Annotated in this window: 19 protein-coding genes; 4 read left to right on the forward strand and 15 right to left on the reverse strand. The window is 64.3% G+C overall.

Annotation, left to right across the window (positions count from 1 at the left end; all coding sequences use genetic code 11):
- Positions 1-4 precede the first annotated feature (4 nt).
- From ABZ806_RS15415 to ABZ806_RS15430, 4 genes are all read right to left on the reverse strand, one after another.
- Positions 5-1,510 carry a class I SAM-dependent DNA methyltransferase gene (locus tag ABZ806_RS15415; protein WP_500217923.1) on the reverse strand — a complete coding sequence of 502 codons (1,506 nt, stop codon included), beginning with the start codon at positions 1,508-1,510 and terminating at the stop codon, positions 5-7.
- Positions 1,507-2,994, reverse strand: a complete 1,488-nt coding sequence (locus ABZ806_RS15420; protein WP_500217924.1) for a restriction endonuclease subunit S — start codon at positions 2,992-2,994, stop codon at positions 1,507-1,509. The genes ABZ806_RS15415 and ABZ806_RS15420 overlap by 4 nt, the downstream gene beginning before the upstream one ends.
- Positions 2,991-6,506 (reverse strand): DEAD/DEAH box helicase family protein, encoded by a 3,516-nt coding sequence (locus ABZ806_RS15425; protein ID WP_500217925.1) that lies wholly within the window; start codon positions 6,504-6,506, stop codon positions 2,991-2,993. The genes ABZ806_RS15420 and ABZ806_RS15425 overlap by 4 nt, the downstream gene beginning before the upstream one ends.
- Before the next feature lie 394 nt (positions 6,507-6,900).
- A complete protein-coding gene (locus ABZ806_RS15430; protein WP_500217926.1) occupies positions 6,901-7,056 on the reverse strand; it encodes a hypothetical protein in 156 nt (51 codons plus the stop codon).
- A 117-nt stretch (positions 7,057-7,173) separates the two neighbouring features.
- On the opposite strand from ABZ806_RS15430, the gene ABZ806_RS15435 reads away from it, so the two are divergent.
- Positions 7,174-8,013, forward strand: coding sequence for a hypothetical protein (locus tag ABZ806_RS15435; RefSeq protein WP_500217927.1), 840 nt, complete (start codon positions 7,174-7,176; stop codon positions 8,011-8,013).
- Positions 8,014-8,304: 291 nt separating this feature from the next.
- Here ABZ806_RS15435 and ABZ806_RS15440 read toward each other — a convergent pair whose 3' ends face one another.
- The 3 genes from ABZ806_RS15440 to ABZ806_RS15450 form a co-directional block, all read right to left on the reverse strand.
- Complete coding sequence (locus ABZ806_RS15440; RefSeq protein ID WP_500217928.1) at positions 8,305-8,826, reverse strand: hypothetical protein; 522 nt, start codon at positions 8,824-8,826, stop codon at positions 8,305-8,307.
- A 430-nt stretch (positions 8,827-9,256) separates the two neighbouring features.
- The gene (locus ABZ806_RS15445) at positions 9,257-10,219 is read right to left on the reverse strand and encodes a hypothetical protein (protein ID WP_500217929.1); all 963 of its coding nucleotides are present in this window, start codon (positions 10,217-10,219) and stop codon (positions 9,257-9,259) included.
- Positions 10,220-10,301: 82 nt separating this feature from the next.
- Entirely contained in the window at positions 10,302-10,436 is a 135-nt protein-coding gene (locus ABZ806_RS15450; protein WP_500217930.1) for a hypothetical protein, read from the reverse strand.
- A 96-nt stretch (positions 10,437-10,532) separates the two neighbouring features.
- Here ABZ806_RS15450 and ABZ806_RS15455 point away from each other — a divergent pair, with 96 nt between their 5' ends.
- On the forward strand, positions 10,533-10,721 hold the full coding sequence (locus ABZ806_RS15455; protein WP_500217931.1) for an RNaseH domain-containing protein: 189 nt from the start codon (positions 10,533-10,535) through the stop codon (positions 10,719-10,721).
- Positions 10,722-11,149: 428 nt separating this feature from the next.
- Here ABZ806_RS15455 and ABZ806_RS15460 read toward each other — a convergent pair whose 3' ends face one another.
- The 4 genes from ABZ806_RS15460 to ABZ806_RS15475 form a co-directional block, all read right to left on the reverse strand.
- Entirely contained in the window at positions 11,150-11,956 is an 807-nt protein-coding gene (locus tag ABZ806_RS15460) for a DUF6907 domain-containing protein (RefSeq protein ID WP_500217932.1), read from the reverse strand.
- A 297-nt stretch (positions 11,957-12,253) separates the two neighbouring features.
- The gene (locus ABZ806_RS15465; protein ID WP_500217933.1) at positions 12,254-13,675 is read right to left on the reverse strand and encodes a recombinase family protein; all 1,422 of its coding nucleotides are present in this window, start codon (positions 13,673-13,675) and stop codon (positions 12,254-12,256) included.
- Positions 13,594-13,995, reverse strand: coding sequence for a recombinase family protein (locus ABZ806_RS15470; RefSeq protein ID WP_500217934.1), 402 nt, complete (start codon positions 13,993-13,995; stop codon positions 13,594-13,596). The genes ABZ806_RS15465 and ABZ806_RS15470 overlap by 82 nt, the downstream gene beginning before the upstream one ends.
- A 1,177-nt stretch (positions 13,996-15,172) precedes the next feature.
- The gene (locus ABZ806_RS15475; protein WP_500217935.1) at positions 15,173-15,667 is read right to left on the reverse strand and encodes an ATP-binding protein; all 495 of its coding nucleotides are present in this window, start codon (positions 15,665-15,667) and stop codon (positions 15,173-15,175) included.
- Between the two features lie 243 nt (positions 15,668-15,910).
- Between ABZ806_RS15475 and ABZ806_RS15480 the strand changes: the two genes are divergently transcribed.
- Entirely contained in the window at positions 15,911-16,462 is a 552-nt protein-coding gene (locus tag ABZ806_RS15480) for a class IV adenylate cyclase (RefSeq protein WP_500217936.1), read from the forward strand.
- Between the two features lie 6 nt (positions 16,463-16,468).
- Here ABZ806_RS15480 and ABZ806_RS15485 read toward each other — a convergent pair whose 3' ends face one another.
- The 4 genes from ABZ806_RS15485 to ABZ806_RS15500 all read right to left on the reverse strand — a co-directional run bounded on the left by ABZ806_RS15485 (position 16,469) and on the right by ABZ806_RS15500 (position 19,570).
- The gene (locus ABZ806_RS15485; protein ID WP_500217937.1) at positions 16,469-17,263 is read right to left on the reverse strand and encodes an endonuclease/exonuclease/phosphatase family protein; all 795 of its coding nucleotides are present in this window, start codon (positions 17,261-17,263) and stop codon (positions 16,469-16,471) included.
- On the reverse strand, positions 17,248-17,880 hold the full coding sequence (gene tmk / locus ABZ806_RS15490; RefSeq protein ID WP_500217938.1) for a dTMP kinase: 633 nt from the start codon (positions 17,878-17,880) through the stop codon (positions 17,248-17,250). The genes ABZ806_RS15485 and tmk overlap by 16 nt, the downstream gene beginning before the upstream one ends.
- The gene (locus ABZ806_RS15495) at positions 17,877-18,980 is read right to left on the reverse strand and encodes a radical SAM protein (protein ID WP_500217939.1); all 1,104 of its coding nucleotides are present in this window, start codon (positions 18,978-18,980) and stop codon (positions 17,877-17,879) included. The genes tmk and ABZ806_RS15495 overlap by 4 nt, the downstream gene beginning before the upstream one ends.
- Before the next feature lie 314 nt (positions 18,981-19,294).
- Complete coding sequence (locus tag ABZ806_RS15500; protein WP_500217940.1) at positions 19,295-19,570, reverse strand: hypothetical protein; 276 nt, start codon at positions 19,568-19,570, stop codon at positions 19,295-19,297.
- A gap of 191 nt (positions 19,571-19,761) precedes the next feature.
- Here ABZ806_RS15500 and ABZ806_RS15505 point away from each other — a divergent pair, with 191 nt between their 5' ends.
- A complete protein-coding gene (locus tag ABZ806_RS15505) occupies positions 19,762-21,480 on the forward strand; it encodes a helix-turn-helix domain-containing protein (protein WP_500217941.1) in 1,719 nt (572 codons plus the stop codon).
- Positions 21,481-21,895: the final 415 nt, after the last annotated feature.

The following is a 21,895-nucleotide window of genomic DNA, read 5'->3' on the forward strand; positions in this document are numbered from 1 at the left end:
CGGATCACTCAGTCGAAGGGGATTGCTCGGGGTGTTCGAAAGCATCAGCAATGGCGTTAAACTCGGCAAGAGCCGCTGTGAGATCCTCGACAATCTCGCGGGCGATGACTTCGGGTGGCAGCAGGCTGTCGGCGTCCTCCAGGCTCGGGTCTTTCAGCCAGGCAATGTCGAGGTTGACCTTGTCGCGAGCGACCAACTCTTCATAAGTGAACGCTTTGAACCGCTCGGTTTCGAGGCGATTCTCGTGGGGTTCACCGGGTCGGTAACACTTAACAAAATCATCCAGGTGCTCACGGGTGAGCCGGTGCTGCTTGAGGGTGAAGTGCTGGGCGGTGCGGAAGTCGTACACCCACAGCTTGGAGGTCCAAGGCACGTCCGGTCGGGCCGGCTTCTTGTCAAAGAACAGCACGTTGGCCTTGACACCGTGCGCGTAGAAAATTCCAGTTGGTAGCCGTAGTAGGGTGTGCACGTCGAACTGCTTAAGGAGCCGCCGCCGGATTGTCTCCCCCGATCCCCCCTCGAACAGCACGTTGTCCGGCAAGACGACGGCGGCGCGGCCAGGGATGCCGAGCATGGAGGCGATGTGCTGCACGAAGTTGAGTTGCTTGTTCTTGGTGGTAACCCAGAAGTCCTGCCGGGTGTACTCGATGTCCTCCCGGCTGGACCTCCCATCCTCACCGACGACGGTGATGGACGACTTGCGCCCGAACGGCGGATTGGCCAGAACCAGGCTCGGATAGACATGGGATGGCTCAGCTAGCGCATCACGGACCTCGATCAGCGAATGGCCCGTCGGCTTGCCGATACCATGCAACAGCATGTTCATCGCTGCCAACCTGGCCGTGCCGTCCACCAGTTCTACCCCGCTGATGCCGCCCCCGGCGAGATTGTCGCGCTGCTCGGGCGTCAGGCCGCTGCCGTGGTGGCGCTGGATGTAATCGTGCGCCGCCAACAGGAACCCGCCTGTCCCACATGACGGGTCGCAGACCACGTCGTCCGGGCCGGGCTGGACGCAGTCGACCATGGCGGCGATCAGTTCACGGGGCGTGAAGTACTGCCCGGCACCGGACTTGACGTCCTCGGCTCCCTTTGCCAGCAGTTCCTCGTAGGCGTCGCCCTTCACATCGACGCCCTGGCTGGACCACTGCTCCTTGTCGATCAGGTCCACGATCAGCTTCTTGAGCTTGGCCGGGTCCTGGATTCGGTTCTGCGCCTTGCGGAAGATGACTCCGAGCGTGTCCTTGCGCTGCCCAAAGTCCCGAAGGACGTGGTTGTAGGTGTCCTCCAGCGTCTGACCATCCGCGTCCAGTAGCGACTGCCAGGCGTCCCCCACCGGCTTGAGCGCCATATCGGGGAAGCTCTTCCGGTTGGCCCGCTCGTGCCCCATCTTCAAGAACAACAGGAAGGTGAGCTGCTCGACGTAGTCGATCGTAGAGACCCCGTCATCCCGCAGCACATCACAGTAGTTCCACAGCTTCGCGACAAGTCGCCGCGTCTCCACAGTGCTCATAGCAATGTCTCTTTCTGAGGAGCCTTCTCGCTCTTGCCTCGCCGCGCCCGTCGCACGGGCCCCCGCGCCGCCCGCTCTGCCCGGATTCGCTCTAGCAATACCGAGGCAGGCTCATCCGCCGGGTCCTGCTCCACCAACCGCCCCGCGAACGCCTCCTGCAAGATTGTTCGCCGAAGGGTTTCGCTCTTGCGCAGGCCCGCACCACAACTGCCAGCGATCCTAGAGGTCAGTGAGACCACGTTATCTACCGCGGTCAGAATCTTCTGCATCTCCCGCATCGGCGGAATAGGAATTGGCAGCGGAGCAAGTGTCCGCATACTCAGATTATATTGCCCCGCAGAGGAAGCCGATGATCGCTCGATATACTCACGCCATTGCGGGCTAGACAAGACCAGTTGCACCCACTCCGGGGGTACACAGGGAACGAGCCGATATCTAATCAAGTACGATGCATAGGCGGCGTTAACGTGCTCTCGCACGATCGCCGTCCGGCCAATCAATTCGCGACTGCCATTGGTGCGGACGAACAGCAGGTCTCCTGGCGCAACATATAGCTCATCCATTTTGACCGAAGTATCGACGGCGCACTTCAGGTCACTCATGTCGATCTCTCCATCGACGATGTTGGGAATACGAAGAACAGGTGCCCCTTGTGCGCCATATTCACACTTTGTAGAAGTTCCATACCCGCTGGAGTAGCTCAGTGAGGCCAAACTCACCATTCTCCAGTGGTTCGGCACCTGAAAGCCAGGGAGTGCAAGTGGGGGAACTGGCCGATATGGCCGTCCCGCTAGCACCTTACGCTCATCCGCGATCTGGCAGAGCCACTCCTTCGGCGACTCGCCGTAGTGTTCGACGAGATCTCCTCGGACAGCCTTGCGCAAAGTACTACTCCGCAGCGCGCGCAAACGGGTCACACTCCGAGCGAGGTCTGCAGTGGCGATATTCAGGCGGGAGATGCGGTCTTCGAGGGCCGCAACGATGCGGCGTTGCTCGGCAAGGGGTGGTACTTGCAGGGGTATCTTGGCAAGATTCTTGCGCGAAATTCTTTTTCTCGTGGTGCCGGTTTCGTACTTGCGTACCTGATCCCGAATCTGAGGAGAATTTATAGTCGACATCAACCATCGGGGGTCGACACCACCTCTTCCCGGTCGGATAATGCAGACATCCACGGCAGTTACTGCAGGTGAGTTGCCACCAGGATAGATACATGCCCTACCCAAAGGATCGGGCATGCGAGCGATCAACACGTCCTCCTGCCTAAGGAAGGTGCACTTTAGTTCATCGGCCTTCTCTGGAGTTAGCCAACGATTACTGCGATTCCTGAATGCACCCTCACCAATGTCTGCCAACTGGACTAGGCGAACGGTGCCGTTGGGATCCTGGTCCTTGCTTTCGATCCAGTCTCCATCGCTAAAGATCCCATCAACGCCTATGAGTTGGTCCAGCGTGGCGATAGCCCAGCCGTTTGGGAGGTCAATCATGCGGTGAGGTTCCGGTTCAGGTCGGTGAGGAGGGTTTCGGCGTTGGTGTCGCCGAAGGTGCTCAGGAAGCCGTCGATGCCGCCGCGGTCGGTGAAGGGGGGCTTATCGAGTTCGGTGTGGTCGATGGCGGCGTGGGTGATGACCACGTCGCAGATGTGGTCCAGCCACCATCGCTGGTCGGGAGTGAACCCGACTCCAGCTTGCTGTTGCTTCACAAGCCAGGCAGCGTACCGCTCCTCTACGACGCTGCGGTGCGGTTTGGGTTCAGTGTCGAGGCCGAGCTCGTAGCGAATGAGGCCGATGAGGTCGACGGGCCCGTGCTGGTTGCCGCGCTTGCCGGCGGCGAGGTCGAGTTGTTCGTAGGCCTTCCACAGCTCGTGGGGTGTCCACTCGTGCGGGGGGCGGGCGATGCGGGCGGCCAGTTCTTTGAGTTTGGCGTAGGCGGCGCGGCCGGGCTGTCCGCTGCGGTAGGCGGCCTCGATCGCGGTGATCTCGTCGCGATGTTCTTCGAGGTAGGAGCGCCAGGAGGTGACGACCTCCTGGGCACGCAGCTTCGGGTCCTGGGCGGCAGCTTCGATGAGGGTGTCGCGGTTGACCTCGTCCCAGACGATGTCGTGGGCGCGTCGGATCTCCAACAGCCGCTGGCGAAGTTCAGTGTTTTCGGCCAGTGGTCGCACGGCCTGGACAACGAGGGCGTGGACCGCAGCTTTGCCCTTCGGGCCGCCGTCGCCGTAGGCGGTTTGGAGGGTGTCGGGGTCGGCGCAGCTGGACACGGAGGTGATCACTTCGGCGAGCGGGCGGCCGGCCAGGTTCTCCAGTTCGGCTCGCTCGTCGGGGGTGATCTGCTTGTTCAGGCGGGCCAGTCGTCCGGCCAAGGTGGATGCCTCGTCCGGGTTGATGGTGAGGTTGCCCGCCTTGTTGAGTAGGGCCTCGAAGCTGATCTGCTTTTCGCTGTGCTGCACCAGCGGGGTGGCGTCCACCCGCGGGGAGTCGGTGACACCGACGGCGTCGACGATGACGAAGCGGGTCTTGGCCTGCACGTCGGGGGTGACCTGCTGGAGTTCGGCGGGATCGACGGTGCGGGCGCCGCGGCCTTTCATCTGCTCGAACAGGGCCCAGCTCTTGACCTCGTTGAGGAAGAACACGCACTCCAGCGGGCGGATGTCGGTGCCGGTGGCGATCATGTTGACGGTGACGGCGATCCGCAGGTCCGGGGAGTTGCGGAACTCGGCGATCAGCGCGTCGGGGTCGGCGGCCTTGTAGGTGATCTTCTTGCAGAAGTCGTTGCCCTTGCCGAACACCGTGCGGACCATGGTCACGATCTCCTCGGCGTGGTTGTCGTCCACGGCGAATACCAGTGTTTTGGGGACGTAGCTGCGGCCGGAGAAGATCTCGGTGAACAGCCGGTCGCGGAAGGTCTCCAGCACCAGGCGGAGCTGCCCGGTGCTGATCACTTTGCGGCCCAGTTGGGTGCCGGTCCAGGTGAGGTCGTCGTCGAGTTCCTCGTAGCGTTTGCGGCGGGTGGGGCGGCTCATGATGGGGACCACGGTGCCCCGGTCGATGGTGGCGCCCTGCTCGGCGTGCTGGGTGCGAATCCGGTAGACGTCGAAGTCGACATTGACGGCGTCGTTGACCGACTCGCGGTAGGTGTACTCGCTGACCAGGTTCTGGCCGAAGAATCCGAAGGTCTGCTTGACCGGGGTCGCGGTGAGGCCGACCAGGAAGGCGTCGAAGTACTCCAGTACCTGGCGCCACACGCCGTAGATCGACCGGTGGCACTCGTCGATGATGATCAGATCGAATGTCTCGGGGGGCAGGTCGGCGCTGTAGGCGACCTCGACGACGTCATCGGCGGTGTAGCTGTCGTAGCTCTCGTCCTCGACCTCGGGGTCCACCGGTTCGCCGCGCAGCCGGGCGTACAGGCGCTGGATGGTGGAGATGACGACCTTGGTCGAGTCCTTCATGGCCGCGCCGCCGAGCCGTTCGACGTTGTACAGCTCGGTGAACTTGCGGCCGTCGTCGGGGGTGATGAAGTTGTCGAACTCGGTGTAAGCCTGCTTTCCGAGGTTGTTGCGGTCGACCAGGAACAGCACCCGCCGCGCTTTGGCGTACTCAAGCAGCCGGTAGGTCTGGGTGACCGCCATGTAGGTCTTGCCCGCCCCGGTGGCCATCTGGACCAGCCCGCGCGGCTCATCACGCACCAGCGACTGCTCCAGGCCCGTGATGGCGCGGGCCTGTGCGGCGCGCAGTCCCCGGGTGTCCAGGGTCGGCAGTTCGCGGAGCCGGGCCCGCAGGGTGGGGGGCTCGTCCTCGGTGTCGGCTTCGCGCATCCAGCGGGCCAGCGTCTCGGGCCGGTGGAAGGAGAACACCGATCGGGCGCGCGGGGCGGGGTCGAGGGTGTTGGTGAAGTGCGTCTCTGCCGCGGTGGTCTCGTAGCGGAACGGCAGGGGGATCCGCCAGGCGGCGAACTGCTGGGAGGCGGTCAGGGTGTCGGCGTAGCGGGCTGACTGCGTCTCCACCGGTGTCAAGATCACGCCCTCGCGTTTGGCCTCGATCACCCCGACGAGCTTCTGGTCCACCCACAGCAGATAGTCGGCCACGCCCTTGGCCGTGGGCACCTCACGCACGGCCACGCCCTGGGCAGCGAACAGATTGGTGTCCTTGGCGTTCTGGACGTCCCAGCCGGCCAGCCGCAGCATCTCGTCCACCCGCTCGCGGACCTCGGCCTCAGTCAGCGGCTTGGCGGCCGCGTGCTGAGCCCGCGCGATGAACGCATCGCGGTCGACCGGCCGCACCTTCGGCGCGCTGGCGACCTGGGCGGCGAACCGTTCCCGAGCCTCGGCCAGCTGCTGCTGCGTCCGTTCAACCGACGCGCGCAGCGCTTCCTGGCCGGCCAGGGCCTGGGCAAGTTCGTCCTCGGCCTGCCGACGCGCGCGAGCCTCGGCCTCCAGCTTGGACATCTGCCCGTCCCGGCTGACCTTCACCGCGGTCAGCCGCTCCCGCAGACGCTCCAGCTCCTGCCGCAGCTCCTCCAGCTCGGCCCGTTCGGCCGCCGACTCCGGCGTCTCGGTAGCGGGGTCGGGCGGCGGAACAAACCCCAGGGGGGCGGGGGCGTCGCTGGCAGCTTTGTGGAACCACACCCCCAGCTCGAAGCAGTTCCGTACGCACGACAAGGCTGCTTGTACGTCTCCCCAGTGCGAATGGACCGCCCGATTACCGGAGATTCGGACTTCATCAAATGCCTGCCGGATGCTGGGTACCAGAACGCCCGCCGTGGCCAGCGCTGCGATCCTGGCGCTGTGTGTCGTTCCCTGCACCGGAGTCTGCGTGCGCGCTACCAGCAGCCTCGCCAGCGTCTCGGTGAACCGCCGTGCCTTCCCCATAGCCGCGTCCGGGTCGCTGTAGATGTAGGACTCGGCCGTGGCCCCGTCCGCCACCAGCAGCGGCTCATGCTGCAGCAGGAACCCGAAGTTCCGCGACCGCGCTGCTAGCTCCTCGAACGAGTCGGCCATGTCCCCTCACCCCGCACCTCTGGTATCGCGCAGAACGTTGCAGAATATCTCCTTCAATCGATTCTTCCCAGCGGGTTAGCAAAATCGATTACTACGGCCCTGACATCCGGGTTCGTTTGAGCGATGGCGCCACAAAGACATCCGCGTCTTCAGCGCAGTCACGGGGTCATGGGGTCACGGCCGAGAGAACCTGTTCTTGCTTGTACCCGTCGAGCAGGTGCTGGGCGTGGTCGTGCTGCCTCCGTACAGGAACTTGGACGCTGGGTTATCACCTGGTGAGGAGGTATCGGCGGCGAGTGTTGCGTGCGGAGGGACTGCGCTCGGTAATGTGCCGAGCCCCGGCTCTCGTCTGCCGCGTGATCTCTCGGGAGCCGGGGCGTGGGCAGAGCCTGATTCAGGCTCTGCCCACAGCCGCGGTGACCGCGGATGCGGCGGCGGCAGCGAGCACAGCCGCGACCACCCGGTCCAAGCCGAGTTGGACCATCTGATCGCGGACCCACTTGCCCACCAGACTTCCCGCGAACATCGCGAGGATCTGCTTGACCGTCATCTCCGCCCCTTCTCTCTGCAAGGTTGGGGGATCCGTGTTGATCCCATGTGAAGTCTCTGCTGGCCAGCCCCCTAATTCCATAACTGAGAGATGCGAATCTCGTGTAATCTCCAAAGAGTGGGGATCACCGAGCCGGGGACGATCGACGACCTCGTCGCCGATGCAGCAGCTGCGCATCACCAGGTGACGGCTCGCCTCGTTCGGGACTGGTCGCGGATCGGCCTGCTGGACTACCCGGTCAAGCGCTCTGCGGGGCGAGGCCAGGGTTCGCGTCCAGCGTTGTATCCGGTGACCCAGCGCATGTTGTTCCTGACCGAGTTGCACCACCGCCGAGCAGGTCAGGGAATCGCCGGCTTGGCCCGTATCCCGGTAGGGATCTGGATGTACTGGGGCGAGGAATATGTGCCGCTCAGCCAGGCCCGTCGTGCGTATCTGACGTGGCTGGGCGGCCCAGCAATCAGCAAGGCCAGCGCCCGAGCCGCGTCCCGTGCCATCGTTGAACAGGCCGGCCACCCCACGGCCGACCGGCGTGCCCGCGCAAACTTGGTGAACGTTCTTGCAGAGATTGCCTACAACGGACGGCTAGACGACGAACGCCTCGAACCGGCGTTCCGGGCAGTGTTCGAACCCGGCCACCAACAGATTCGCCGGGCCGTCGGCCATCCCGAAGCCCCCATGACCACCGACGCGTTCATCGATCTGGCCCGCGCGCGCATCCTGGCCGTTCGCCGGTTCAAGTCCGGCCAGGTCACAGATAAGGAATTCCTTCAGGCGCGCAGCGACCACCTCCTGCACTACGCCGACTACTCCCGCCGCCAACCGGTGTACGCCGCCGCACGCGGCCAAACCGACCCCGACATCTACGAGCCCGTCAGCCTGGAAACCGCCCTCAACGACTGCTGCAGCCACCTGCTAACCACCATCGGACTCGCCGTCGTACACCGCCAGCGTCCATAGCCCCTAAGCCCTGCTGGTCCGTTCCAGGTCACCCACGACGCTGCAGTGTCGGTCCCCTCGCCGAGCGAAACAGTACTCCGCAACGTCAGCAGCAAACCGTTGTGGACACATAAAGTTCACCGGCTGCCGCTACCTCTTAACCCGTCCCTTCCGGCGAACCGCTGGGGAACGCCGCGGACGCGAGAATTTCAACGGTGCGGCGCGACAATGCACTGGACGCGAGGCCAGACATCGTAATCTACCCCGACGCGTAAGCCGGACTTCGACACTCCCGCAGGGCCGCATGAACGCTTACTTAAAGGGGATGATCGCTAGGAAGGTGCCAGCCATCGAGCCGATCCCAACGGCTGCGGTGATGACGAACTGCCGATGCTTGGAAAGTCGTTCCCTGACCTCGGTTCGGGAGTTCAATAGTAGTTCTACACGGTACGGGTTAAGCGCCTTGGGCCTTAGTAGATAGGAGAACCGTCCAGGTGGTTCAAGGCGCTCAAAGTCCCTCACAACGTCAGCTACGTCACTAACACCCGAGTTCGTAGTGCTGAACGTAATGCGATTCTCCAGAATGTGGAAGGTAAGGCCCCCCGCACCGGTCGAACTACGCACGGTCAATGTACGCAGATCATCCGGCCGGTAGGACTTGACCTCATCGAGGCTGGAAAGCACATGCTCACGGGCAGCCGTCCGCAGATGGATGGCCACCTTGGGCTTCTGCCCAGCGGCCGTCTCCAGGACGTCATAGAGGCGTTTCAGGTCTTCGAAGTAGACGCGAACGCCCTGGATGGCGACGAAGGAGGTGCGGACGAGGATGGGCATATCGTCACTCCACTGAGCAGGCTCAATGCTTGGGTGCCTAGTAGCACTGAGACGAACGCAGAGCCAGCATGGATTACCTTGCGGCTCACACGGCCAGTTCACTCTCAGGGAGCTACGGGCATTCCTTGTTCCATGCGTCCTCGCCGAAACTGGGCGAAGACAGTATCATATCTCAGTGTACCGGAGCCATGACTGACCCATGAGATGCGTCGTCCGGTGGATGGGGCTGGGCCACATGTCGGGCCGGAACATCTCGAAGACGTAGCCCTCGGCGTCTGTGGTAGGGAGGCAGACGACGTGATGAGCCCGCTACTCGGCGAGCCTGGGGTCTCCCAGTAAAGCCTTCTCCCCGACCGGTATCTCGTCCTTGTGGACGTTGAACAGCTTGACCGCACGGTCCCGGTAGGCGATCGCTCTGTCCTTGGACATGTCAAGCCAGCCATGGCGGCGCCGACCGGTGCCCCTCAACCTCAACCAGGCGCAGAGCACTGGAGATCACGAACCGCTTGCAGTACTCGAAGTCTTCTTTGCTGGGCGCATAGTTTTGATGGTGCGCTACGCGCCTGTCGCCGGACATCATATAGGCCACATGCGGGGTCAGTACTTGGAAGCGGTCATACTGGGGATAGTCAATGCCGGATGCCAGTACCTGCATGGCACCCTGAAGCGCGATGACGACCTCGGTTATCGTCGCGATCTGGCCAGCTAGATCCCCCGCCTTCGCCGTTGGAATCGCCGACTTGCCCCGCCCATGCTCGAGGACTCTATGGATATCGGCTTCGCGCAAGGACCTGCGGATTCTAGGGCCGAACGTGTAGGCGCCTTCGGTATCCGACCATGGTTTCCCACGGAAGAGATCGTCGAAAGCATCCACGAGAAGTGCCATGGCTTCGATAGTGTCGTCTGAGCTCTCCTTCTCTTGTGCTTGCTTGACGATGTCACGAACGCGCTCTTGCGGGATCAGGTCTGCCATGTCGATAGCGTCGTAGGCAACGCCGAACACCCGCGGTGTGTTGTCTTCGAAGAACGCCATGGTGTCGGCGCGCGCGTCCTCAATCGCGTCTCGGCTAGGCCAGGCGTGCGCGTGCTTAAAGTTGTTGCGGTGGTCGTTGAGACGGCGAACGCCTTTCCTGCCGGACAGCTTGCCATCGGGGTGCTTGGCAAGGTTGTCGAAGTACCTGTTGTCGAACTTCCCGGTTTCAGGGATGTTGACAGCAAGGTGCTCACCGGCGAGAAGGAGGAAGAGCTCGACAGCGTCGTGGAACGCGAGGATGCACGTGCAGTTGAGGGGCTCTGCTTGGTGAGACTGCGCTGTGCCCTGCTGGTGCAGCATGCGGATAAATGCGAGGCGCTTCATGACCTCGGGCGTCATCGCTGGGGTCGGGGTCGTCATGGCTTCATCCTGCCGCACACAGGTTCTGACTTCCTGATATTTTCCAGTCCCTACATCACGTCACGGTTCGCCGGCCCCGGCCTCAGTACCCCACCCGCGGGCTGTTGGCGACCCGCACGCTCCAATTCAGCTTGTCCCTGGCATGGTTCATGTGGATGTGGCGTCCGGGCTTGGGGTCGGTGCCGCAGACCTCCCCGACGCAGTCGACCTCGAACATGGATCTGGCATAGCTGCGGGTGGGGGTCCTGTTGGCAAGGGCGATGCCAACGACATCCGGGACCAGCGGATCGTCGCGGCCCGCCTCGGATCCACCATGACATGCTGGGACTCCTCGACCGGCCAAGGTGGCGAAGATTCCGCTGACCGCAAGAAGAACGAACTCAAAGCACCCTGGTACACCATGACCGCCACCGAGATCCACTCCTTCGTGTTCAGACCGGGTATCGACGCCGAAGCCTTGGCCGTCGCCGCAGCCCGCCTCTGCCACCAGACAATCGCCTGATCTGACAGAGCCCGGTATCCCAGCACCTTGCATGCGGCCAAACAGATGGACCTCGACTACCCTGAATATCGCCGATCGGCGCCACCGGAAGACAGAGCTCGGCCCGACTAGGAAGAGGAATTGAAGACAAATAACGCGGAAATCTGCTGGCGACGGAAGAGTGCAACCTGTGCCTTCGACATCGTCGGGGCGGTCCAATTCTTGCCCCCGCCGGATGGTCTTCATCCGGCGGGGCCACGCAGCCAGGTATGCCTGTAGCCGAACCGCACGGCCCGCGTAGGCATCCCGTCCACAAGCTTGGGATCATCGCTACTCGTGGTCCTCGCGACGGAAGTTGATCCCAGACCGCCATCAGGGTTCTATGTAGAGTGGAATCTACGCTCTCCGCTCGAGAACCCGTCGGACGGCATGGCCTATTGGCTCCAGGTCTACTTATCACCTCCGATTTGGCGAGTGCATTCGACCCGGGCGATGGCGGACAACTCCACCAGCGTCAGTCCCAGTTTCTCGGCCTCGGCCACGGTCAGTGGCCGGTCGTTTCTGTCCGCTCGCGCGTCTCGGACCAGATCCACCACCAACTGCTCGCCAGGTCCGAATAGCCGGGCCAGGAAGGGCCCAGAGACGCGATCGGTGGAGATGTGGTTATCGTCCTCGTGATCGTGGCACCATGCGGGGCAGCCGGCCGCGGATCGGGCGACAGAGTGCCCGGCTCGGCCGGTAGCCACCAGCCGCAGGACCTGGCGGACGAAGTCCTCCGCTTCGTCGAGGGTCAGTTGCAGGTCCGTCGCCCGGCCGTCGCGAGTGATCTCAATGTGCGGTTCGACCTCGCGGAAGTGTTGGTAAAGCGAGGCGTCTAGAGTGCTCGGCGGTTCATCGACCGGGCTGTAAAGCTCCAGGTCCCGCGCCACCGTCATGATTACCGAGGCCCATCCCCCAGTGTGGATGCGGTCGTCGTAGTGGTCGTGCTCCCTGTGATCGTCCTGCCATCCGCACCAGGGCGGGCACCCTTCCGGCAGCCATGTGGGGCGGATGGACGTCTTGGCTTCCGATTGCACACCAGTGGACCCGCCGCTGGATCCGCAGGGGCTGCTGTTGCTCTGAGGGATTCGGGCGGGGATCATACGGCTGTTGCGCTGTATGTTGTTGCGGATGGCCGCTTCGGGTCGGTCGGCAGGTGTCGTGATCGAGCTTTTCTCGCCGCTCCGGGGTGCGGGACGGTTTTCGGTGATCGTCACGTCGTTCTCCTTCTGCGAGTCGCTCGTCCCCTCAGTGATAAATCTTTCCTGCCGCAACCCCGTCGACTCATGCCGCTTTGGTATGCCCGGAAAATGGCGTTCCAGGTCGTTCCGGCTCACCATCACGCCAGACGTAACAATTCGGCCCTGGCGCGCAAACTTGCGTGCCGCCTCGCGCTCTCTGGGGCAGGATGCACAGCACCTTTTGATAAGGTGAGTGATAGTCGTCATCAGACCCGGTACGGCGTTAGACAGCGCGAGGAGATATCACACCGACGACGATGATGTGGTGTGGGTTTACTGGGCAAGTCGCCCCTCGGACACGTACCGTTTCCCCAAATTCGGGGTCATGGGCATCACAACGCGATCCGGGTTGAGGTTAGCCTCGACCCGGATTTCTTGTTTGTCCGGGTGGTAGACGAGCCTGACGCCGAGTGCCTGGTAGACGGCCTGGCGGGCCTCCGGACTCGCGTCCTTGAGCATTCGGACGAGATCACCCAGTGCGGCAACGAGTGCGTCGATCTGCTGGGCAGTCAAGATCTGGTGTCTCTGGGCTCCGGCCGTGCGGAGTTCGGCCTGTGCGGCGACGAGCTTGGCCTCGGTCTCGGCCATCCACTGGGCGATCGTCACCGGGTTGGCTCCGGCCTCAAGCGCGGCGCGGTGGCGCGCGAGCTTGGTCTCGCAGTCGGCGATCTGGGCCTTGGCTCGTATCGCGGCGGTGTTGGTCGGCGGCTCCTGGGCGCCCTGGATGTCGGCGATCGTCTGCTTGATGCGGTGCGGTGCCAGGACCTTCGCAAGCCAGGGGTCGACCAGCGCCGTGACCTGGTGTTCACGGACGAAGATATTGCGCGGGTGCTTGACCTTGTTGGCCAGCGCGTACTCCTCGGGGTACCGGCACCGGAAGTAGACGTACGCCTTGTAGGTGTGGGCCTGCATCTTGCGATTGCAGAGCCCGCAGTAGATGACGCCGCGCAGCGAGTAGGCACGTTTGGTCTGCGCGCGGGCCTTGGTGCCGCCGGTCTGGCAGCGGCGGGCGGCAAGCTTGCCTTCGATGCGGTCGAAGATGTTCTTGTCGATGATGACCGGGTGGACGACCTTGGCGGAGTAGACCCACTGGTCGCGGTCGTTCCAGCGGAGTTTGGTGATGTGGCCGAGGGAGACGTCGTTGACGTCGATGAGAACCTCGTCTTTGCGCTGCCGGTTCCAGACTTGATGGCCCGTGTAGCGCGGGTTCGTCAGGATGGTCTTCACCGCGCTCTTGGCCCAGGCCAGTCCCTCCCTGTGCTGGTTGCGCGCCCGGTCATGGGCTGACGGGCAGGGGATGCCGTCGCGCGTCAGTCCTTCGGCGATGGCGAACAGTCCCTTCTCGGGTGAGCCATCGAGGCCGAGGTACTCGTAGTAGATGCGCTGGACGACCGGTGCCGCATCGGGGTCGATGTCCAGCTTGAACAGGCGCTTACCGTCGGCCGCCTTCCCCGGGTGTGGGTGCGGCCCGCCGTCCACGAGTCTGTAGCCGTAAGGAGGACGGCCGCCGAGGTAGCGGCCTTCGGTGGCGGCGATGGCGGCCATGCTGCTGCGGACTCGGGTCCGGACGCGGTTGCGCTCCCCCTTGGACAGGCCTCCGAACATGGACATGATCATGTCGTGGGCTTCGTTGGCGGGGTCGATAGCCCCGCCGATCTCCGGAACCCACAGCGGGACGCCGTAGTGGTCGAACAAGGGGAAGGTCGACCGTACTGCCCTCCGTAGAAGGCGCGATGCGGCTCCCCGATGACGACCGCGTCAAAGCCCCGGTTCGGGTTCTTCAGCGCATCCAGTAGCCGGCTGGCCTCCGGACGCCGTACCCAGGGGATCGAGCGAGAGCGATCGACGTCGAAGTACTCGACGACGATGCGCCCGCCGTTGCTCTCGATCAACGTCTCCGCGCGCCGGAGCTGCCATGCCTTGGATGCGGTCGGGTCCTGCTTGTCCTCGGTGGACACCCGCCCGTAGAAGGCGAACCGCAGGGGCGTCGGCGCCCCGGAACGTTGCTGGATCATCGGCCGGTCTCCTCGTCGCTGTGATCGGCGGCGCGGCGAGCACTGACTTCGAGCATGAGACTCAGAAGCGCGCGAGCTGCGTAGGGCGTGAGGCGTGGCGGCTCGGCCGGTGCGACGAGTCGCAACCGGCCAGGCTCCGCGCTTGCCGCTTCCCCGTTGTCCGGCTGGGTGCCGGATGACGGACGGTCCGCCCCTGTGGCGGGCCGGGGGTCATCAACGCTTGACTCGTCGGCCGAGTTCAAGTCCGAACTTGGCGGACGGCGATGGACGCGACGGGACGAGTGACGAGGCGATCTCCTTCGTGTTGCCGGCGAGCGATCACCTGTACGTGAAGGCGTGCGCGGGTGACTGGTCGTGGAATCGGGCTGGTTCGTGGTCATGCGCCGGGCCGCCTGGATCGGCAGGCGCCCGTTCCCCCTCTACATATAAAGCACCGCCGAGTCCCCTGTTTTTGGCCGCCTCGACCCGTCAAGAATTGATCAAGGTTCGCGGACTTCACACGAAAGAACCACAGGTCTTCCAACCCCCTCCTTTACGGACATAGAACTCATAGTCCGACAGAAGAGAACTCCCCCTTAAAAACATCGCGAAGACGACTGTTGGCCGCGTCCAATCTGCACCCCAGAGCGGTCCAGTTACTTAGCGAAGGGCCGATAGGCGGCCGACGACCTGCACGCGGCTCCATCCGAGGAGGCAAGCTAACGCGCGCACACCAGCGAGGACAACAAAGGCGCACACACATCAAGGCCAAGGAGGGTCAAAACCAACGCACGGTAGACACGATCCAGCCAGCGTGACCTTGGACATTTTATTCGGTCAGGTCTCAGTAATTTCTCTCGACATCGGGGTGAATTTCGTGCTCTACACCGGTGCTTCGTGCAACTACTACTGGTCGTCTGTAGGGACGAGTCGGGAGCGCTTCACACTGCACGGAAGCGACCCAACCTGCACTTACGCCTAAGCTCGGGGCTTCTCTTCATAACGTGAAGGTCCAGGAGAAGGGGCAAATGAAGGTCCAGCAGAAGGGGCCAGCAGCTCTCTGCCGTTGACGATCTTGCCACCCAGATAGAACGGCGGCCCGTCTCTGCCCGAAGCCGGGCAGAGACGGAGCCGCCTCACGCGAGCTGACTATCCTTGGCGCGAGGGTCCAGCCTGATAGCTGCAGGCTGGACTCTCCCTATGACACCAGGTGGACCGATGCCTGCGGGTCGGCCTCCAGCTTGCGGTTGAGGCCGATGTCGACCCAGACGGTGTGTCCGACGGTGCTGCTGCCGTGCATGCCGAACATGAGCGCGAGCTCGTACAGCATCCGAAGTCCCCGGCCTCCCTCGCTGTAGGAGCCGCCGTACCCCTCCGGCAGAACGGTCGGGATTCCGTGGCCTCCCATGTCGGTGACGGCGACGTAGACCGGGTTCTCGCAGACGATCTCGAGCCCGAACCAGCCGTCACCGCCCTCCCCGGAGCGCGTGTGCCGGACCGCGTTCGCGGCCAGTTCGCCGACGGCCAGCGCGACGATGTCCACGCAGGGCATGCCCACGAACAGAGCCTCGGCGAACGCCCTCGCCGCCCGGACCTGATCGGCACGGCCCGCGTACACCCGACGCCAGCGCATCCTTCCCGACGACCACAGCCATTCGTCGGCCGTCGAGCCGACCAGTTTCGTATTTTCCATCTCGTTTTCCTCCTTTGTTCGCCGTCCGCCGCCGAGGATCGGCGCGCATGTCACGGACGGCCGGACAGCAATTGACGCTCGCCTCGGCGGCCAAGGTCAAGTCGGGATTCTTCTTCCAAAAACTACGCCGGTTCGGTGTCGCAAAAATCCCCATGGGTTTCGTCCGGCCTGCACAAAACTCCCCGCGAGGATGCCGGCGCCATTAGGCTCCTTCGCACGCACTCGTCACGACCCGGGGGGACTGTGGAAGCTCAGGAGATCGAGGTCAAGTACCGCGTGATCGAGCAGGATGCGCTGCTTCACGCCTTGACCGATCAGGGAGTCTCGCTGTCCGCGCCAGTCCTCCAAGAGGACCAGGCGTACGCACCGACGTGGTGGGACTACGGCAAGCCCAAGACCGGTGTCCCGTTCGGACGTCTGCGGACCGTGCAGGGCAAGCACCTGTTCACCGTGAAGACCCCGCAGGACAACGAGATGGCCTGCCTGGAGGCCGAGACGATCGTGGCCGACGCCGAGCAGATGCACGACGCGCTACTGCAGATGGGGTTCCGTCCAACAGTCCGGATCGTCAAGGAGCGTCGGACCGGGCGGGCGGGGCGGTGGTCGTTGTGCGTGGACCAGGTCGAGGGCATAGGACCGTTCCTGGAGATCGAAACAGTGACGACCGCCGACGAGTCGGGCCTGGCCATTCAGGCACAGCTGGACGCATGGGCGAACGACCTGGGGGTCAAGCTGGAGCGGGTGACCGACACCTACGACTCGCTCGTCCGGCTTGCACAGCATCACAGCGTCTGAGCCAGTTCAGAACAGCGCGCCACTGGTGGCCGGGTCCGCCGTGGGCAACAAGTTGGGGACAACGTCCAGGGTCACGGTGAGCGCCGCATGGTCGGTGAGCTTGCTGGTACGGGTCTCGTGGAGGTACCGGCAGTCGGTGACCCGGTCGGCGAGGGCCGGTCCTGCGTGGATGTAGTCGTAGCGGTAGCCGTCGCCGGTCCGGCCGATCCAGGAGTGCGCCTGTTCGCCGGGGTACAGGCTCGCGTACGTGTCGACATAGCCGGTCGCCTCCAGCGTCTCCAGGAGGCCGTACTCGAACGGCAGGAAGCCGCGGTGCCGGGGCTCATGGTCACGGCCGATGACGTTGTAGTCACCTCCTATGAGGGCATTGGCCGCCAACTCCTGCGGCAAGGACGCCAGGGCCGTCTGGAAGGAGGTGATGAATTGCTGCTTGCGGGTGGTCTTGCTCTGGCTTCGGTCCCGGCTGGGCACGTAGACGGCGACGGCGAAGACCCGTGGCTCGCAGTCCAGGAGGCAGGCGGCGGTCCGTCCGGGAACTGTGACACCGTCGAGCTTCGCCGACGACTCCTCCAGAATTTTGACGCAGCTGACGATGGCCGCGCCCCGCTCGCCTTCGTCCGGGGTCTTGATGACGGTGTGTCCGGCCTCGCGGAAACGTTCGAGCAGGTAGGCCGTACCGGGCCCCGCGCTGGTCTCGGTGAGCAGCAGCACCTGTTCGGGGCGAGCGGCCAGCCAGTCCAGCATGGCTTCGGCACGTGGACGGGCCGCCGCGCCGAGGTTGACGGTCAGGACCGAGAGCACGACGAGGGGTTCCTTTCCCAGAGGTTCAACAGTTCGATGCGGCCGAGCATGGCCTTCACTACTTCATCGGGCGCCAGGCCACGGCAGTCGATACGCGCCTGCCGCCAGCGTCGCCGTCCCAGAAACGCGTACGCCTTGCGGTAGAGCGCCAACTCACGGCTGGGCGAGCCGGCCTGCTCAAGCCTGCTGAGAACCTGGCGCTCCTTCAAGCGGGCGGCGATGACCGCGGGATCCTCCTCAAGGTAGAGGGTGAGGAACGGGTGTGGCACGGAGGCGTTGTAACGCCAGATCTCCGCCAGAGGCAGCCCGTCGAGGCGTTGCAGAACCAGCGAGGAGGGCAGGTAGCGGTCGCTGATGACGACTTTTCCGGCGACCAGCGCGGGTTCGATCTCGTCAGCTACGTGAGCGGCGCGGTCGGCCGCGACCGCAAGTGCCAGTGCCCGGCCCGACAGTTCCGCCTCGGTCTGCCGGATCAGGGCCCCCAGGCGGGAGCGACTCGGCTCGGTGGTTAGGTGGACCGAGTGTCCGCGCATGGCCAGCCGCGTGGCCAGCAGACGCGCGCTGGTCGACTTCCCGACCCCGTTGGGCCCCTCGATCGCTATGAAGATTCCGGTCACGTCGGCCGCCGTCCTATCTGAAGCAGCGGCTTGCTGTCAGTCTGCGGGCACTGCTCGACGTCTACCTCGCCGATGCGTTGCCCGCGCGAGACCACCGCAGCCGGACAGCCCTTTCCGCACGTGCCGTTCAGCGTGCACGAACGGCACGTGTCGTTGTGTCCCATCGCAAGGTGCCCGGCTAGGTCGTAGCCGTCCAGTGCCTCGGTGACGTCGTCCACCAGGATGTTTCCGACCAGGAACTCGGTGTCGGCGTACTTGGACTGCGGCGTTCGGGCGGCGAAGACCAGGTAGGGACAGACCGCAGTGGCACCGTCGGCGAAGACGTAGATCAGCTTTCCGGCGTCACAGCCAGCGAGGGGTTTGTCCTCGTTGGGGAAGCGGATGTGGACCAGTTCCACGCCCTGTCCATCGAAGCGCCTGGTAGCCGCCTCGATGGCGCGCATCGTTTCGTCGGGGGCGGCCAGCCGACCCTGCGACTTGATCCCGCGTCCGAACGATGACAGCGGGTTCATCAGCACGTACTTGGCCCCGATCTCGACCGCGAACGCGCACAGGTCAGCGAACTCTTCCGGGTCGGTGAGCACGTTCGGAGTCGACAGCAGCCCTTGCAGCAGGCCGGCCGCAGCAAGCTTGCGGGTGGTCTCCACCGTCACCTCGAAGGAGGCGACATTGCCGCGGAACTTGCCGTGCGAGGTGGGCCGGAAGCCGTCGAGGCTGACGTTGACGTGTACATCGCCCAGGGCGACCAGCTCCGCGATCTGCTCGTCGGTGACGCGGGTGGCGTTGGTGCAGACACCCACCGGCAAGCCCGTCTCGATGACCGCCCGGCAGATCGGCAGCAGCTCGGGGTGGACGAACGGTTCCCCACCGGTCAGCGTGATGCGCTCGACCCGCGCGGCTCGCAGCCGGGGCAGCACCTTGCCGGTGAAGTCGGCCAGCGAGATGTCACCGCCCACCGCCGTCGAGGACACGAAGCAGTGCGCGCAGTGCAGGTTGCAGCGTTCGGTGATCTGCACGAGCGCCTTGCGCTCCCCCTCGCCCACCGACGTCCGGAAGTAGCAGGAGCTGGCATGGGTGTCGAGAATTAAGGACCGTCTCACTCTGGGCCTCCTGCCCGTCCAAGGTGCTGAAACATCTCTGAGCCCGGCCGTCTCGGATGGCCGCCGGGCCCGCCCAACCAGGCCGTCCAGATCTCACCCGTCTTTCCGCTGATCAGCGGAAGAACTGCAGGCGGGAAGACTCCGTGTTCTGTCCTCTGCCTCAGCCAGGTCAGTGCGAAGCTGCTCGACCTTCCCGCGGGCTACCGCCAACGTCTCTTCGACCGTGCCTCTGAAAAACCGCCCGGTCAGCGCTTCACGGATCGCTTCCTCGACCAGCGCTCCGCAGACTTCGAGCGGCACGCACCCGCCAGGCTTCACCGCCATGGCCGGCCCAGCGCCCGCAGGATCTCCTCGGACAATTGCTCTGGGCCGCCCGCCTCGATCAGCCTGCCGACTCCCGGCACGTACGCCCACCAACGCCGCGTATACGGCCCCCACCAGCACTGCACCCAGGGGAATCGTTCGCGCAGCCTCTGGGCAGCACGCTGCATCGAAACAGCCGAGTGGGCGGGTGATCTGTCGCCGTAGCTGGGGAGCAAAAGTCCGTAATGCCCGTCGGTCACCCTTACGGCCTGTTCGTCATCTTTCATCGGGAACGGCTCCTAAAGGTGGCGGTCAGTGATCGAAGCGCCGATAACGCAGTGCGTTCGCTCGGCTACCTGATCGTCACGTTCGGCAGACAATCGGGGAAGGCGCTACCACTACCCCGACTAGGAACGAGAGCCCGCCTATTCCAAACAGGACTCTCCGCCGCTCAGAGGCGATGCGTAGCCTAGATTCCATGAACGAGCCGCTCGATTTCTGGTCGACTCCGGCCGTGAGTCAGGCCCTCGCCACCTGCGACGTGCCGACCCTGATGGACGAGATCCGGAAGACGAGAGGCTGGAGCCAGACCGACCTCGCTGACGCGGTCGGCTACACACAGAGCTGGGCATCCAAGGTGCTCCGCAGGGAGACCTCGCTCACGCTCGCTCAGGTCCGCATCATCATCCGCCGACTCGGCATCCCCCCAGAACTCCTCCGGTTCGGCGATCACCAGATAGACGAGGAAGATCCCACGAATCGCAGGCAATTCGGCAAGCTCGCCGCCTTGGCCCTCTTGCCGTCACCCCGTACCGCGCTCACCACCGGTGAGAACACGGCCACCGATCTGACGGCCATCACCGGCTCGCAGCGCCGCCTGGACGCGTCCTTCTGCTCCCGCGACCTCATCGACGGCGTCCGCTCGCACCTGGAGCTGGCCGTCCGAGCCCACCGCACCGCAGGCCCACACGCCCCCGCCGTCGCGGCCGCCGTCAGCGAAGCCGCCGGTTTCGCGGCCTGGCTGTCGATGGACATGCTCGACCTCGGCAGCGCCCGCACCTACTACCGCCAGGCGATCACCGCGGCCAAGCTCGCCAAGAACGACGTCCTCGCCGTCTACATGACCGGAAGCCTCGCCGCCTTCGAGATCGACGCCGCCGGCGACCCGCTACTCGGCCTCGCCATGATCGACAAAGCCCGCAAGACGTTGCCGCTCTCCGCTGGAAGCACACCCACCGCCTGGCTGGCCTCCCTCGAAGCGCTCGCGCACGCCTCCAACCCCCACCCCGACGAGCACGCCGCAACCCAGGCAATCAGGACCGCTGAGCGCGCCATCGCCCGCACCGACGGCCCACCGCCCTGGCCTTGGGTCTACCCCTTCGACCTGACCAAGCTCGCACGCATCCGAGCCTCAATCGCCGTCCGCCTGGGCCAACCCTCCGAAGCGGCTCGCGCATTCGCCGAGTCGCTTCCGACCGCCCAACCGGCACCCAAACAGGCCGCACTGACCACCCTGGAAGTAGCGACCGCAGCCTGCCAACGCGGCGAAACCGACGAGGCGTTCACCCTCGCCCTCGACGCCCTCAACACCGGCATCACCTACGGCTCCGAACGCATCATCAGACAAGCCCGCCAGTTCCGCTACAGCAATGCCCCCGCGACCACACTCACCGTCGCCCGCTTCGACGACCGGCTTAGAACAACCCTGCTCGAGGAGAACCCGTTGCGCATCGCCATCTCCGGCCACCGCTCCCTACCACCCGCTACCGAAACCCTGGTCGCCGAAGCGCTCGACGAGACCCTCTCCCCCATCACCGACGACATCACCGGCCTGACCTGCCTCGCCGATGGCGCCGACACCCTGTTCGCCCGCGCCGTCCTTGCCCAAGGCGGCCAAATCGAGGTCATCGTCCCCGCAAAGCAATACCTCGCCGGCCTACCCGAAGAGCACCACCCCGAGTACCGCAAACTCCTCGCCCAAGCCGCCCAGGTCCACCGCATGGCCTTCACCGAATCCACCAGCGCAGCCCACATGGCCGCCAGCCAGCACATGCTGACCCTCGCCGACGAACTCTGGGCCGTCTGGGACGGCCAACCCGCACGCGGCTACGGCGGCACCGCCGACGTAGTCCAAGCCGCCCACGACCTCAACAAGTCCGTTCGCGTCATCTGGCCAAGTGGATCATCACGGGACTAGAAATCCTAGGCTCCACCAAACCGTGCAATCCCTCAAGATGACGTGTTCGCCTCCGCCAAGAACAAGCCGCATGTGATCAAAGCCAAGATGATCACCGCAGCCGCCGCCACCTACTGTTCTGCGGCACGACCCTGCCCGGAAGTTGCGCCAACATCACCCAGACTCATCAGTCGGGGTGGTACCCAACGCCAGCCCGGCGACGCAGAGCCTGGCCGACACCGGCCACCATGGCCTAACTGATCCAAGTAAGAGCATTGAAATGCGGCAGACGCACACAAAGCTGGCGAAGGCGGAGCGCACCCGAAGCACAGATAGGTTGTTAAGCAGGACAAACACCACCTTTGGACCAGCACAGCCTGGCACGGATGGATACCTGCAACTCACCGCGGACGCGCGGTGCCGGAAGTATGGTTGC

The organism is Spirillospora sp. NPDC047418, from assembly GCF_040643275.1.
GTDB lineage: Bacteria > Actinomycetota > Actinomycetes > Streptosporangiales > Streptosporangiaceae > Spirillospora.